Annotated in this window: 17 protein-coding genes; 2 read left to right on the forward strand and 15 right to left on the reverse strand. The window is 44.4% G+C overall.

Features of this window, described 5'->3' with window-relative positions:
• Nucleotides 1-3 precede the first annotated feature (3 nt).
• From KJS65_RS07295 to KJS65_RS07335, 9 genes are all read right to left on the reverse strand, one after another.
• Nucleotides 4-699 (reverse strand): response regulator transcription factor, encoded by a 696-nt coding sequence (locus KJS65_RS07295; protein ID WP_213649223.1) that lies wholly within the window; start codon nucleotides 697-699, stop codon nucleotides 4-6.
• Nucleotides 700-782: 83 nt separating this feature from the next.
• Entirely contained in the window at nucleotides 783-1,760 is a 978-nt protein-coding gene (gene trxB, locus KJS65_RS07300) for a thioredoxin-disulfide reductase (protein WP_213649224.1), read from the reverse strand.
• A 144-nt stretch (nucleotides 1,761-1,904) separates the two neighbouring features.
• A complete protein-coding gene (locus KJS65_RS07305; RefSeq protein ID WP_213649225.1) occupies nucleotides 1,905-3,011 on the reverse strand; it encodes a flavin monoamine oxidase family protein in 1,107 nt (368 codons plus the stop codon).
• Complete coding sequence (locus tag KJS65_RS07310; RefSeq protein ID WP_213649226.1) at nucleotides 3,008-3,661, reverse strand: ArsR/SmtB family transcription factor; 654 nt, start codon at nucleotides 3,659-3,661, stop codon at nucleotides 3,008-3,010. Before KJS65_RS07310 ends, KJS65_RS07305 begins: the two co-directional genes overlap by 4 nt.
• Nucleotides 3,662-3,856: 195 nt before the next feature.
• Complete coding sequence (locus KJS65_RS07315; protein WP_213650688.1) at nucleotides 3,857-5,158, reverse strand: MFS transporter; 1,302 nt, start codon at nucleotides 5,156-5,158, stop codon at nucleotides 3,857-3,859.
• A 217-nt stretch (nucleotides 5,159-5,375) separates the two neighbouring features.
• Complete coding sequence (gene trxA / locus KJS65_RS07320; protein ID WP_213649227.1) at nucleotides 5,376-5,696, reverse strand: thioredoxin; 321 nt, start codon at nucleotides 5,694-5,696, stop codon at nucleotides 5,376-5,378.
• Between the two features lie 321 nt (nucleotides 5,697-6,017).
• Nucleotides 6,018-6,671: an ArsR/SmtB family transcription factor gene (locus tag KJS65_RS07325; RefSeq protein WP_213649228.1), complete on the reverse strand. Its 654-nt coding sequence runs from the start codon at nucleotides 6,669-6,671 to the stop codon at nucleotides 6,018-6,020.
• Between the two features lie 212 nt (nucleotides 6,672-6,883).
• Nucleotides 6,884-7,102 (reverse strand): glycine zipper domain-containing protein, encoded by a 219-nt coding sequence (locus KJS65_RS07330; RefSeq protein WP_213649229.1) that lies wholly within the window; start codon nucleotides 7,100-7,102, stop codon nucleotides 6,884-6,886.
• A gap of 380 nt (nucleotides 7,103-7,482) precedes the next feature.
• A complete protein-coding gene (locus KJS65_RS07335) occupies nucleotides 7,483-7,872 on the reverse strand; it encodes a MarR family winged helix-turn-helix transcriptional regulator (protein ID WP_213649230.1) in 390 nt (129 codons plus the stop codon).
• A 106-nt stretch (nucleotides 7,873-7,978) separates the two neighbouring features.
• Here KJS65_RS07335 and KJS65_RS07340 point away from each other — a divergent pair, with 106 nt between their 5' ends.
• The gene (locus KJS65_RS07340; protein ID WP_213649231.1) at nucleotides 7,979-8,194 is read left to right on the forward strand and encodes a hypothetical protein; all 216 of its coding nucleotides are present in this window, start codon (nucleotides 7,979-7,981) and stop codon (nucleotides 8,192-8,194) included.
• Between the two features lie 74 nt (nucleotides 8,195-8,268).
• Here the strand turns inward: KJS65_RS07340 and KJS65_RS07345 are convergent, their stop codons facing one another.
• The 4 genes from KJS65_RS07345 to KJS65_RS07360 all read right to left on the reverse strand — a co-directional run bounded on the left by KJS65_RS07345 (nucleotide 8,269) and on the right by KJS65_RS07360 (nucleotide 11,247).
• Nucleotides 8,269-8,595: a WecB/TagA/CpsF family glycosyltransferase gene (locus KJS65_RS07345; protein ID WP_213649232.1), complete on the reverse strand. Its 327-nt coding sequence runs from the start codon at nucleotides 8,593-8,595 to the stop codon at nucleotides 8,269-8,271.
• Nucleotides 8,596-8,834: 239 nt separating this feature from the next.
• The gene (locus tag KJS65_RS07350; protein WP_213649233.1) at nucleotides 8,835-9,632 is read right to left on the reverse strand and encodes a hypothetical protein; all 798 of its coding nucleotides are present in this window, start codon (nucleotides 9,630-9,632) and stop codon (nucleotides 8,835-8,837) included.
• A 122-nt stretch (nucleotides 9,633-9,754) separates the two neighbouring features.
• Nucleotides 9,755-10,735 (reverse strand): hypothetical protein, encoded by a 981-nt coding sequence (locus KJS65_RS07355; RefSeq protein WP_213649234.1) that lies wholly within the window; start codon nucleotides 10,733-10,735, stop codon nucleotides 9,755-9,757.
• Nucleotides 10,696-11,247, reverse strand: a complete 552-nt coding sequence (locus KJS65_RS07360) for an RNA polymerase sigma factor (protein WP_244864424.1) — start codon at nucleotides 11,245-11,247, stop codon at nucleotides 10,696-10,698. Before KJS65_RS07360 ends, KJS65_RS07355 begins: the two co-directional genes overlap by 40 nt.
• A 461-nt stretch (nucleotides 11,248-11,708) precedes the next feature.
• Here KJS65_RS07360 and KJS65_RS07365 point away from each other — a divergent pair, with 461 nt between their 5' ends.
• On the forward strand, nucleotides 11,709-12,776 hold the full coding sequence (locus tag KJS65_RS07365) for a M42 family metallopeptidase (protein ID WP_213650689.1): 1,068 nt from the start codon (nucleotides 11,709-11,711) through the stop codon (nucleotides 12,774-12,776).
• A gap of 112 nt (nucleotides 12,777-12,888) precedes the next feature.
• Here KJS65_RS07365 and KJS65_RS07370 read toward each other — a convergent pair whose 3' ends face one another.
• Entirely contained in the window at nucleotides 12,889-13,341 is a 453-nt protein-coding gene (locus KJS65_RS07370; RefSeq protein ID WP_213649236.1) for a DinB family protein, read from the reverse strand.
• A gap of 16 nt (nucleotides 13,342-13,357) precedes the next feature.
• Nucleotides 13,358-13,462: a MerR family transcriptional regulator gene (locus KJS65_RS29760; protein ID WP_244864425.1), complete on the reverse strand. Its 105-nt coding sequence runs from the start codon at nucleotides 13,460-13,462 to the stop codon at nucleotides 13,358-13,360.
• Nucleotides 13,463-13,503 lie beyond the last annotated feature (41 nt).

Consider the following 13,503-nt stretch of genomic DNA (forward strand, 5'->3'; position numbering starts at 1 on the left):
CCTTTATCGCCCTACGACATCTGTATTCCATTTGTATCCGACTCCTCGAACGGTAATGATATATTTTGGCGCAGCAGCAATATCTTCAATCTTCTCTCTCAACCTTCTGATATGGACCGAAAGGGTGTTGTCATCAATGAATTCTCCCGACATGTCCCATAGGCTGTTAAGAATGGTGCTTCTGCTGCAAATTTGTTTGGAATGAGTCATTAACATCAAAAGCAGCCGATATTCCATTCCAGTCAACAAAAGCTCTTGATTGTGTTTAAGAACCGTCCCTTCAAGAACCCGGACTTCAATATCATCGGATATCCACCTGTTCACTTCGACCTTAGGCTTGTGATTACGCCTCAATACGGCTTTCATTCTGGAGAGGAGTTCTTTGGTCCGGATCGGCTTGGTCATATAATCATCCGCTCCCAAGTCCAGACCGGCAACAACGTTCGCCTCCTCATCCAAAGCCGTCAAGAATATGATTGGAACCTGAGACAATTCCCGGATTTCCCTGCATAGGCCATACCCTGAGCCATCAGGTAAATTGACATCTAACAATATTAAATCAAAGACAGCTGTCTTTAATGATTGCCTGGCTTCTTCTAAGCTGCCGCTAACCACTACTGTATATCCTTCACTCGTCAAGGTATATTCGATACCAAATACTAAATTTTCATCATCTTCAACCAGTAAAATACGATTCATTGCGCACCTCAATTTAGCTTAGACCATTATTATAGAAAGCTTGCTTGTAACCCACGGGAGCTTTCTATATCATTTTACATCATTTAAGCGTTATGTTTCAGGTGGCTCCATTCATTTCCATAGCTCGATTGGTTTGAGGGCTCGTGGGAATCCATAAATTTTTCACTATCCATGGCTGCCATTGCGCCGCTTCCTGCCGCCGTAATGGCTTGACGATAACGACTATCTTGCACATCTCCACAAGCAAATACCCCTGGAATCGAGGTCTCTGAAGAACCTGGAGTCGTGATAATATAGCCATTCGGATCCGTCATCATTTGTCCTTCCAGAAAATCGGTATTCGGATGATGACCTATAGCTACAAACACCCCATTAGAGTCAATCACTTCTTCTTTACCTGTGGTATTGTTTTGAACTTTCAATCCGGTTACCCCGCGGTCGCTGGCAATGACTTCAAGTGGTGTCTTGTTCAAAGCCCACTCAATTTTGGGGTTGGCGCGCGCACGTTCTTGCATGATTTTCGAAGCTCGCAGCTCGTCGCGTCGGTGGACCAGGATGACTTTGGATGCGAAACGTGTCAAAAAGTTAGCCTCTTCGAGCGCAGTGTCACCACCACCTACAACAATCAATTCTTTATTCCGGAAGAAGAAACCGTCGCAAGTGGCACATGTGCTGACACCGCGGCCGATATTCTCTTGTTCGTTTGGAATCCCCAAGTATTTGGCACTTGCACCGGTAGAAATAATGAGTGTTTCAGTGACAATTTCACCCTTCCCTTCGACCTGCAATTTAAATGGACGATCGGACAAATCCACTTTATTTACCCAACCTGTGTAAAATTCTGCACCAAAGCGTTCGGCTTGTTTTCGTATATTGTCCATCAACTCAGGACCCATAATTCCCTCCGGAAATCCGGGAAAATTTTCGATTTCCGTCGTTGTGGTTAATTGTCCGCCAGGCTCTGGACCTTCAATGACAAGTGGATTCATATTGGCGCGGGCCAGGTAAATAGCTGCAGTCAGTCCTGCAGGCCCTGTTCCTACGATAACGGATTTATACATATTTAACTCCTCCAATTTTGCGTTAGACTTCAAATGTTCAATTGATTAGTTGAATTATTGTCAGGCATAAATTATGTCAATACCAACGGACCAAGATCTGCTTTCAAGGGTTCGGCATTAACGGTACCAGGGATGAGATTCATATCATCCCTGTGTTTTATAAAGTTCCATAAGTTCCGATACCGCTCTCTCAGCTGATTGCAGTGCACCTTCAAGATGCCCACCCTGTTCACTTGTAGTCTCTGTCCCTGCAAATATGATCTGATTTTCCCAACTCTCCACGCTTAAAAGCGGACCATAGCTTGGGTAGTCGCGAAGCGGCTCAGCATCTTCATCTACCGCTGTGTCAGGATCACTCGACCAATCCTTATAGAGGAGGGCACTCACGTTTTCTGCAGCCGGACCGAAAAGACGAGTCAACTGTTCCACAACCAGTTTAAGGATTTTATCCTTGCCTAGTTCTTGGCGTGTCTTCGCCGGTGTTCCAAAGAAACCAAAGAGAGCACCTGCTCCCGTATCAGGTGATGCATCATGGATTTCCTGCAAAGGTCCTACCCAGCTTGAAGCGAGACCAGAAAGCCCTTGTTCTCGCCAAAATGGACGTTCGTAAACCGCAATGGCTTTAGCATGAGCTGCCATCCATGTGGGTTTATTGTCCATGCTAGCTATGAGATCCGGAGGTAGCTGCGGCCAAAAAGTGATGTTGCGCGCAACCATTCGAGGCGGCAAGGTGAGTATAATCGCACCAGCACGGATACGGTCCCTTTTACCATCCGTTTCAAGCGTAATGGCTCCGTTTTCTTCCTGACGGATTGATGTCACTCTTGTATTGAGCTGAACCGTTCCCGGAGGAAGTGTGGCTTTTATGCCATCGATTAGGGACTGAATGCCTCCCATAATACGAAAGGATCTCTCCATCGTTCCTTCTGGCAGTACATACCGCTGTGCGGGCTCATTTCTGGATCGTTCCGAAAGCATCAAACCTGTATTATACTGCTCAAAGGTTCTTAAACCGAGCTCTTTAACAAGCTTGGTAATGGTACGTTCATAATGTGGCCAAAACCATGTCGGACCAAGATCAAATCTGCCAAGATCTGGTCTGTGTGCAACCTCTTCACTTAAAACTCTACCACCGATACGTTCCCGGGATTCAAGCACACTGCAGTTGAAACCGCGCGCTGTTAGTAAAGACGCGATACGCAAGCCACTTAAACCTGCACCAACAATTATCACTGGATCATGTTTATTCATGCGAAGTTCCACTCCTGTACTCCTTCATCGATTCGGTAGGCAGTAAATCCCTTCTTTTGCATATGTTCCACAGCCTCTGTTGTATTTTCACAATAGGGACCTCTACAATAAGCTGCAAGTTCTATATGCCGCGGCAATGTTTCAAGATATCCGTCCAGTTCATCCAGGGGTATCGATATCGCACCTACAATATGTCCTGCCTCATATTCATCTTCAGGTCGAAGATCTAACACCATAATCGTGTTTTCTGCCATTCTTTCTAATAACTCTTTCTTAGAAATCGTGCGAATCCCTTCATATTGATGCAGCAGCTCCTCCTTAATTCGAGGAATATCGGAAAGCCGGTTCTCACAGAGCTTCCATAGAACGAATAAAAACTCTGTTACTACGGGGTCCGCTACACTATAAATCGAATAAGTACCCGCCTTTTTACATTTCACCAATCGTGAGTCCAATAATATTTTTAGATGCTGCGATACGTTAGCAAGACTCATGCCGGTCTGTTGGGCAAGATTCTCGACAGTTTTTGGACCATTCGAAAGTAAGTCCATGATTTCAAGCCGCTTGTCGCTGGACAAACTTTTTCCGATACGGGAGTACTGCTGATACAATCTTTCTTTAATGGTCGATTCTGAACGAAAGTGGTTCATTCTATTCTCCTCCCTTTGAATTATGAAGATTTCATTATTCAACCATTCGATAGTTTTATAGAATTATTTTATTTATAAATACATGCGTCAAGATCACCTTACATTGCTTGTGAAAGTGGTTTTTTTCCCTGTTCGAGCATAGATAGTAAAATAGATCAAGCATATGAGAATGGAAAAGCTTGATCTATTCACTGCCTAGCCTGTATGATTTTTTAGAAATTTCTCATATGCTTTCTTCCGGTACCAAACGACTACTGGAATAAGAAGCACCGCCAGGAAAGCTCCCGCCAAAGAGAGTACCATATAGCTGGAGTGTGCCACAACCATACCCGACAGTGTACCTCCGGCAGCTCCCCCCAAGGCAATCAAAACATCCACCGTGCCTTGTGTCTTCGCACGAACCTGGGGAGGTGTAGCATCGACGAGAGCTGCCGTCCCGCTAATCAAACCAAAGTTCCAGCCCAAACCAAGAAGTGCCAAGGCAAGAATAGTTACGCCCATTGAATCACCAGGTCCATAAGCGGCTATTAAACCTGCCAATAACAACGTAAACCCGGAGGCGAACGACATTATACTATATCCTAATTTATCGACAAGAGCCCCGGTGATGAGAGAAGGCAGATACATCGCAGCAACATGGATGCCGATAACAATACCTACCTTACCCAAGCTGTGACCATGATGCTGCATATGAACGGGAGTCATGGTCATAATCGCAATCATCACGATTTGGGTAAGCACCATGACAGTAGCGCCAAGAATGATGCCTTTTTTATTGATGGTTTTTTCATGAACACGAGACAGTTCCGCTTGATCAGAATCAGAAACAGCATTGGATTGTTGTTCTTCAACTATGGCCTTAGCGACAACGAACGGATCGGGTCGCAAAAAAATAAGTAGGATCAGTCCGGCTACAATATAGGCTACGGCTGCCAGCATGAATGGGCCGGATAACGGTGGAAACCCTATAGAAGTAGCTAGCTTTCCGGTCAAATTCACCAGATTCGGTCCAGCAACAGCGCCAAATGTTGTAAACACCATCGCCATACTTATCGCTTTTGCCCGTTGTGTAGGCAATGCTAAATCTGTACCCGCATAACGTGCCTGTAAGTTTGTTGCCGTGCCTGCCCCGTAAACCAGCATCGATAGAAAAAGCAAAAGAATACTGTTGAATAGCGCCGCGAGAACAACTCCAATGGCGCCGACACCACCTGCGAGGAATCCAGTGGACAGCCCGGCCCTGCGTCCCCATCGTTGAGAAAGGCGACCGACCAAAAGGGCAGCGCCTGCAGAACCTAACGTAAACAGCCCTGTGGGAACTCCAGCGTAGCTGTCTGTCCCCAGCATATCTTGAGCTATCAACGCGCCTACAGTAATTCCCGCCGCCAAACCAGCTCCGCCGAAAATTTGTGAGATAATGACGATCATCATTGTTTTTGTATGCAACTGACGCTGCTTTTCAGGAGATTTCACATATTCCGCGATGGAGGCGGGCATGTGTTGTACCTTCTCCCCAACTGCTACTGAATTTTCCACTACTTCTTCTCCCCTATCATAAATTACACGACGTGCATTTGTATTTTTTTCAAGACTTCGACCCGTCAATATTCCTTCAGGTTTTCGCTACGGGAAATTCGGGATACAACAGATATATCCCAAGATTATAAAGAAATATCAGCAACAACATTGTTGTTGCTGATATTCCTTTTCGTCTTTAGTTACTTGCCAGCTTTAAAATTTTTCCCTTGAGAACCTCTTTTCCGTTTAGTCCAACCATTTGCTCTACCAGCTTGCCGTCTTTAAAAAGCAGCAGAGTTGGGATACTTCTTACACCAAATTGCGAAGCTAATTGGGTCTGTTCATCGACATTGACTGTAGCGGTCGTCGCCTGACCCTTCAGCTCATCAGCCAATTCATGAACAATCGGAAGTTGTATTTTACATGGTCCGCACCAAGGCGCCCAGAAATCAACCAAAGTTACACCTTTCTCGATGTGGTTTTGAAATGTTGTTTTTGTCAGTGCTATTGCACCCATATGAATTCCTCCTCTGAATAATGAATATTCAAGTATTATAATATTCAATTGATTGATTGAATTATAAAGCTGAATATCTTCCTACGTCAAGTCTATTTTCAACATGGTACTTATTTTTGCCAAAACCAATTTCTTACTTTTGCTTTTGATCAAGGATCACTTGCATATCGGTAACGGAATATAATTCTCGATTCCGAGTACGCGATGATAGATCCACTCATACTGGGTTTATCAATGAGACTACACAGTATCAGCTGAAGGCCGAGATAATCCCTGTAATAAAAACCGCAGCTCAAGAGCTGCGGTTTTTGATTATTTCCTTTAACTAGTTTGCCAGCCCTGTACGCCTTCTTCGATTCGATAGGCTTTAAAACCTTTTTTTTGCATGTGCTCAACGGCTTGCGTAGTATACACACAATACGGCCCTCGGCAATAAGCTGCTATTTCAGTATCTCGCGACAACTCTTCAAGATAGTCTTCGAGTTCTTCCATGGGAACCGATATTGCCCCCTCAATATGTGCGGTCTCATACTCTTCTCTTGGGCGAATATCCAATACAAGCAGATCGCCCTTTTCCATCCGATTTAAAACGTCCTTCTTGGAAATGGTATGAACACGATTGTAATGTTGCTCTATGTCTTGCTTGAGCCGCGGAATATCCGAAAGCTGATGCTCAGAAACCTTCCACAAGGACGACAAAAATTCTGCGACCACCGGATTAGCCAAACAGTAAATGACGTATGTGCCCTTTTTTGTAAATCTGACTAGGTTCGCATCCAATAAAATTTGCAGATGACGTGAAACATTGGCAACACTCATCCCTGTCTGATGTGCTAGCGTTTCTACAGCTTTAGGGCCGTTTGATAGCAAACTCAATAGTTCAAGTCTTCGCTCACTGGATAAGCATTTTCCGATTCGGGCATATTGTAAAAATAATTGTTCTTTATATAAATTAGCTAAATTAGCTTCTTCCATTGTTTCCACCGGCTTTCTTTATTCAACTGAACATTTGAATTATAAAAGTTTATCCTTTAAAATTCAAGCTCACTCACGTACATCAAATACGACTTGTACCGACTATCTTAATCCTACATCACACGAAAGGACCAACCAGAAAGAACTGGTTGATCCTTTTGTGTGATGTAGTGCTCTTTAAAGTAGAACCGTTAGCGTGATCCTCAAAGGTTCTAATCTGTTCCTTTAGTAGTATCGTCGTTATCTTCAACGCCTTCACCAGCCTTGTGGCCCAAGGATGCGCCAACGATGCCACCTACCACAGTTCCAATGGGACCCAATGCGGAACCGACGACAGCCCCTGCTGCCCCTCCACCCACGGTTCCTACAGCTTCACCAGTATTAATGTCATCATGTCCATCGTTTCGATTGCGTTCATTGTTTTTACTCATCCGTCTCACTCCATCCTTTTTTTATATGAAACGCTGCTGCATTGTAGCGCAGTCAGTCCCAAAACATATCTTGCCCAAACCCATCTGAAAGGATTCTAAAATGTGTATGTACTTTTATCTGAAATGCATGAAACCTCACTTCTATTCTGTAAAGCCTCTCCCTCGATAAAATTCCTCTAAACAGACTGCTTCCGAAGTATCGTCCCTCTACCTTAATAACCTCTGCAGATTTAGCAAATTTGCGTATACATGGCTGAATGAATTCCTGAAGAAGATTCCGTTCTGTACATAGCTTAAAAACAGGGATGCACTATTTTCGAGCCTCTCAGGGCTAATAGGCGCATTCCCTGTTTTTGTGACATATTAAGCAGAAGTAGATTCTACAGCAAGTCGATATCAAGACTCTGGAGCTGCATCAGGTGTACGGCTGACAGCTTCTCCAAACAATTCATCCCCTCTTCCGTCAATGCTATATGAACGCTCCGGGCATCTTTCGGGTTAGAACGACGAAGAACCAGCCCCGCGTTTACGCATCGAGAAACCAAGCCAACGCAGGCATGATGGGTAACTTGCAGCTTTTCAGCAGCCTCAGCGATCGTCACGTAATCTCTTCCCGGATACCCTTGTATGATAAGCATCAGCTGATGTTGCTGCGGAGTCAAACCGACCTCTCTCGCTGCACTCTCACTGAAACGAATAAACTTTCTCAACTTGTACCGGAACTCGGCCAACTGCTCGTACACAACCTTCGGTAAACTTTCTTCAGGCATGATTATTTCCTCCTTCACATATTTATATCGCAATACGATATGATTTGGGGATGTGAATCCCGAGAAAGGGACTTAGAAAATCAGGATGAAAGTGGGGTTTTGTGAAATGATCAAGTTTGGAAAGACATGGCGATCTGTCACCATTGGATTATTATTTGCGGTATTTGCGCTTGGACTGTTACCCTTTCTGATCATTTACAGCTTGACCGAGCATTATGGAATGCCCGATTTATATGATTGGATAGGAGTTCCGCCCCTGCAAATTTTCTCTCGCATGAAGAAGCAACCCCCAGATCGTAATAATGATCATCCAGAACAGTAATCTATATGGAGATGTCCTTTTCTCTCCATTTTTTCAAATATAGAAACTTGGTCTTATGCAGTTGAAGCATTTCTTTAATAAAAAAAGAATGGATGGAAGATGACAGAAGCGAGTAACCTTAATAACGTGTCGTATCCAGTAACCCTTTCGGGGAGATTTCCACCTCTTAGACGAGACACCATTACAATTCCAATACCGTCAGCTGTAATGAGACCTGCTTCATCAATTATTGAGCGTAAAGATGTATCTTTTTGACAAGCCATGGTGATCTCTGGGTTAACCGTTATTACATGAAAGAGTTCGGGTCTATTCTCTTCAATTACATCAGTGAGAACTTCGATTGTGCGGTCTAACGTCATCTTTGGGAAATTAACTCCCATGACTTTGGCGTATTTCTCCATAATGATTTGTCCACCCTCATTAAATATGTTAGCTACATTTTAACATGGATGTTATTTCCAAACTATCCTGCCCTATAGAACAATAAAAAAGCTGTACTGCTGCGCTTGGGAAGTCGAATTTTCCTTATGGATCTATACACTTTAACAAGAAAAAGCAGCCCGTTAACCGAGCTGCCTTCCGCTTCTTTACATTCTAACACGCTTTAAATGATCTATCGCTTTGATTCTTCCGTACTGGATCACTTTGTCACCATACTTTTAGCAAGGTTGATTACATCCGTTTTCGCATTCTTAGCCCTAATTGAATAGTTCACATTGTTTGCTGGATCCGTCCAATCTAAGTGATCCTTTCCATTTATGTCCGTTGTATAAGTACACTCTATGCCATTGATGCCGAGGGTCTCCGTTTTTTCATCGGGATTGGAGCCGGGTACAGGTGTCCCGCCTATCGGCTCCGAGGACTTCACAAATGACGCGACCACTGACACTTCTACTTTGTTTTTCACGAACGTAAGAACGGCACTAGATTCTTCGACGACCTCCAAAGATTTGGTGTACAAGGTTTTCTTTCCTTGTGCTGCTTGCTCTTTCAATTCTCGATCCAATTTTTGATATAATTCCGATGTCGGATCCGGATTTTGCGGATATAAGAATCCAGCTTTGAATGTATAACCTTTTGGCAAAGTTGCAGGCTTCGCGAGCGAAGGTGCGTTTATTTTCTTGGCTTTGGCCATATAATCGTTGTATTTTTGGAACATAAAACCTTTCCCTGCAAATGAGATCCGATCGGACGGGTTAAGCTTTGGATCCTTCACATAATACGCGATGACTTGACCTGGCTTGAGTCCTGCGTACAGCTTATCGATCTGATCTTGTACAGTTGCAGGCTTTTGGTCTGCCTTAATCAGAGTAACGGCGACTTTATTTTTCAAGTCTTTTGGCGATACTGACGGAGTCGAGGCGTATGCGCTGACCGTTCCAGCAATGCTCATGACTGCCACGAGAGAAATAACGGTTTTCAATTTCGTTCCTAACATGGATATTCGTGCTCCTTTCGGCCGCAAGGGCCTTGCATGATTGGATTTTGATTACATAACATATAACAACCGGTAAACCAGAAAAGGGACTCTTTTTACAATTACTAAATCAGTTCACTCGTTTATTCACCCATGATTCCTGCTGCAATTTTGGCGAACTCTTCTTTTGAAAGAGGGTCTTTCGCGTCATCCGTGATGTTGTATAATACATGTCCTGTCGCGTCAAGCCATGTTAGTATGCGAGTATAGGTTGCGGCTGAACCCGATTCAGGTGATGACAGGAGCATCTCCTTTCCGTTTACCACTAGTTTCTCAGCATTTCCGGAAGGAACCTGAACGGTTGAATTCGTGGGCTTGGAGAAAGCGACGATGTTGATCTGATGATCTCCTTTGCGATATCGAATCATCGATGATGCCCCTTTCGTTGGAGGAATCATTTTGTAAAATAACGCTTGCTCGTCCGTAGATTTCTCCGCCATTGCCTTCAGTTCTGCTAGAAGCTGTTCATATTCAGGAGTTCCCGCGAAAGGTTCAGGCTTCGCCTGAATGCTGCCGGTGTCAAATAAATAACCTTTGGGCATATATGTTGGCTCTTGAATTTGTGGCGTATCCGTGGTTTGCATTTCTTTGGATAATTCATCATAACTCCGGTGCATATACGGGACATACAGGAAATGAACCGGGTTGAGCGTCTCAGCCGCCTGTATTTGTTTGTCCTTGACATAATAGGCAGCCATCTCGCCAGGCTTCAGTTTTTTCTTGAGCTCTGCTTCATACTTATCCAATACATTTATGTAATAATTCGCGTAAGGGTTGGACTGCTGTGCAATCGAAGTTATGACGATTTTTCCTTCATGGTTTCTAATTTCAATGAATCTGGTGCCCGCGTATACGGTAATGGATGAGAGCAGGACCACAGCGCAAAATGAGGCGATAAGAGCCATCCTCCGACGAGTGCCTGCACGCAGATCGGATTTTCTTCTTCCCTCGTATTGATGAACTTTGCGCATTACAGCAGAAGTAACGTCGATATGATCATGACTTTCCATGCGTTCCATGTTTCTCAGAGCTTGACCTTGACCAGACTCTCCTCTGTCTTGCATCCTTTCTCACCTTCCTTCTCAACGATCAGCCGGATCACTTTTTGCTTTAATCGCATATATTTTTTCTTGACCGCATCCGTGCTTTTACCGAGAATGTCGGCGATCTCGGCAAATCGTTTTTCTTCAAAAACTCTTAAAATCAGAATACTTCGCTCATCCGCCGATAGCCTAGACAGGGCATATTCAAGCGATGGACTGAACAGTTGACGATCCAACTTCTGTTCAGCGCTTTCGGTGAAAGTTACAGACTTAAAGAGTCGATATACTCGATCACGGACACGGCGCTTACGGAGCAAATTAAGACAGTGATGATAAGCAATCTTATACAACCATGATGAGAACGTCGCCCTCGGTTCATACAAATCAAGCTTCCTGTAGGTCTTGAATAAAATATCCTGAACTGCGTCTCGAGCATCTTGCTTACACCCGAGCATACGCCTGCAGTATACATAGATTTGTTGTTGGTACATTTCTACAATCGGTCGAAAAGCTTCTCGATCACCTGCTTTCACCCGACTAACATACTCCTCTGTTGAGTCCAACTCTGAGTTCACCCCACTTCTCTGTTTATCCCTTAAAACACTTCTGGTTGCCCAAAAGGGACATTTGAATTTTTGAATTGTTGTTTTTTATCGACGCAGAACAAAATGGACTGCCTTAAAGGCAGCCGTTTTCCTTCTAGTGACGTTGGCATGTGAAAATAATATTTGGTCTTTCCAATTATATCCCACACATATTTGAATCTCTCCCTTGAGTATGAATCAAGTTCACTGACCGAACGTATTTCGCCCAAAACATGAAACGATTAATCATATCTGTCCTCGAAAACGGGCCGAGGCAAGACCGTAAATGGGACTGTGTGCAGCGAATAAGGCGCTCTCTTTCCATATATGACTTAATCTGTATAGTCATATATAATAGATTGATAGTCAATTATATTGGAGGAGGAATATCCTTGGACTCTACCTTGCAAATGTTAAAAGCTCTAACCGACGCCAACGGCGTACCAGGTCACGAAGACGAAGTGCGCGACGTTATGCGGGAGCACATTGCCCCTTACGCTGATGAAGTGACGGTTGATCATCTCGGCAGCTTGATCGCCAAAAAAACGGGCACAGCCCCGGACGGCCCTAAAATTATGGTAGCCGGACATTTGGATGAAATCGGTTTCATGGTGACGCGGATCGACGACAAAGGCTTCCTATACTTTCAACCGCTCGGCGGCTGGTGGGAGCAAGTGATGCAAGCGCAGCGGGTGACCGTCATGACGCGCAAGGGGAACATTCCCGGCGTGATCGGCTCGAAACCGCCGCATATTTTATCGCCGGAAGCCCGCAAAAATCCAGTTGACAAAAAAGAGATGTTCATTGATATCGGCGCGGAAAGCAAAGAACAAGCTACGGAGTTCGGCGTTCGCCCGGGCGACTCCATCGTACCTGTTTGCGAATTTACCGTGATGAAAAATGAAAAAATGCTGATGGCAAAAGCTTGGGACAACCGCATCGGCTGTGCCATTGCGATCGAAGTACTGAAGCAATTGAAAAACGTCGAGCATCCGAATACCGTATACGGAGTCGGCACCGTTCAAGAGGAAGTCGGCTTGCGCGGAGCGAAAACGGCCGCAAATGTCATTCAACCGGATATCGGTTTCTCGGTTGACGTAGGGATCGCCGGCGATACGCCGGGTGTGAGCGAGAAGGACGCCTTGGCCAAAATGGGCAAAGGGCCACAAATTCTCATTTATGACGGATCGATGATCTCGCATCGCCGTCTGCGCAACTTCGTTACCGACACAGCGGATGAGCTAGGCATTCCTTATCAATTCGACTATGTCGCAGGAGGCGGCACCGACGCGGGCGCCATTCACGTGACAGCCGGCGGCGTACCGTCGCTTGCGATTTCGATTGCAACGCGATATATTCACACGCATGCGGCGATTCTTCACCGCGAGGATTTCGAAAATGCCGTGAAGCTGATTAACGAAGTAATCAAACGATTGGATAAAAACAAAGTGAAGGAACTTACATTCGGCCAAGGGTAAGGAGTGACTGCGCTCTCTTCCCGATTTTGGTTCTATGTGTGTTTGCGCAACGCGGCTGCCGATCTATGTCGGCAGCCGCGTATTCGTTTATTTATTGAGCTATCGTGTCCCGTTAGCGTAGCCCTTCATTCATTTGTTTAAGGTGATGGATATCGTGATCAATGAATATCTTTAAGTATTTATCAACTGTAAATTGACGTTTACCGGAACCAATTGTGAACTTAGCATTACTGTCGATATCAGATATCGCCCCAATTAATAGTCTTCTATTCAGGACAAACTCATCTATTAAAGAACCTGTTGTTGTAAAAACACTTATGTATTCGATGGCTTCTCTGTTATGTAAGTCATGATTAGGGAAAGCGTTCAAGTTTGTACCCTCATTCATATACGGGACGTGATTCCCTAAAATGAACTTATCCCAATAATATAGATGTCCTATGATTTCCTTGACTGACCACTTCCCTTCACGTATTGGCTCACGTAGGCGTTGTTCATCGAGTTCTTTATACTTCAGTATTTCTTCTGCTGTCTGACCATAACTCAAAGCTGCCTTATTACTCATTTATTAACCTCCATTTCTAATATAGTCGCCGAACAAAATCGCTTGTTGGTATTCCTGTTTCATAAAATTGGATCGTATGGATCGTTAATCCCATCTTGTCCGCCAGTTCCTGAATTTTCATGATTATTTTTCCTTCAGACCGCTTGCCTTAGAGTTAACTTT

It is taken from the genome of Paenibacillus sp. J23TS9, from assembly GCF_018403225.1.
Taxonomy (GTDB): domain Bacteria; phylum Bacillota; class Bacilli; order Paenibacillales; family Paenibacillaceae; genus Paenibacillus_AQ.

Bases quoted from the DNA above. Each gene is read 5' to 3' on its own strand.
- KJS65_RS07295 (WP_213649223.1), bottom strand. From the start codon at position 699: ATGAATCGTATTTTACTGGTTGAAGATGATGAAAATTTAGTATTTGGT.
- trxB (WP_213649224.1), bottom strand. From the start codon at position 1,760: ATGTATAAATCCGTTATCGTAGGAACAGGGCCTGCAGGACTGACTGCA.
- KJS65_RS07350 (WP_213649233.1), bottom strand. From the start codon at position 9,632: ATGTTAGGAACGAAATTGAAAACCGTTATTTCTCTCGTGGCAGTCATG.
- KJS65_RS07345 (WP_213649232.1), bottom strand. From the start codon at position 8,595: ATGGAGAAATACGCCAAAGTCATGGGAGTTAATTTCCCAAAGATGACG.
- KJS65_RS07330 (WP_213649229.1), bottom strand. From the start codon at position 7,102: ATGAGTAAAAACAATGAACGCAATCGAAACGATGGACATGATGACATT.
- KJS65_RS07315 (WP_213650688.1), bottom strand. From the start codon at position 5,158: ATGCCCGCCTCCATCGCGGAATATGTGAAATCTCCTGAAAAGCAGCGT.
- KJS65_RS07370 (WP_213649236.1), bottom strand. From the start codon at position 13,341: ATGAGTAATAAGGCAGCTTTGAGTTATGGTCAGACAGCAGAAGAAATA.
- KJS65_RS29760 (WP_244864425.1), bottom strand. From the start codon at position 13,462: ATGAAAATTCAGGAACTGGCGGACAAGATGGGATTAACGATCCATACG.
- KJS65_RS07365 (WP_213650689.1), top strand. From the start codon at position 11,709: ATGTTAAAAGCTCTAACCGACGCCAACGGCGTACCAGGTCACGAAGAC.
- KJS65_RS07335 (WP_213649230.1), bottom strand. From the start codon at position 7,872: ATGCCTGAAGAAAGTTTACCGAAGGTTGTGTACGAGCAGTTGGCCGAG.
- KJS65_RS07355 (WP_213649234.1), bottom strand. From the start codon at position 10,735: ATGCAAGACAGAGGAGAGTCTGGTCAAGGTCAAGCTCTGAGAAACATG.
- KJS65_RS07340 (WP_213649231.1), top strand. From the start codon at position 7,979: ATGATCAAGTTTGGAAAGACATGGCGATCTGTCACCATTGGATTATTA.
- KJS65_RS07310 (WP_213649226.1), bottom strand. From the start codon at position 3,661: ATGAACCACTTTCGTTCAGAATCGACCATTAAAGAAAGATTGTATCAG.
- KJS65_RS07305 (WP_213649225.1), bottom strand. From the start codon at position 3,011: ATGAATAAACATGATCCAGTGATAATTGTTGGTGCAGGTTTAAGTGGC.
- trxA (WP_213649227.1), bottom strand. From the start codon at position 5,696: ATGGGTGCAATAGCACTGACAAAAACAACATTTCAAAACCACATCGAG.
- KJS65_RS07325 (WP_213649228.1), bottom strand. From the start codon at position 6,671: ATGGAAGAAGCTAATTTAGCTAATTTATATAAAGAACAATTATTTTTA.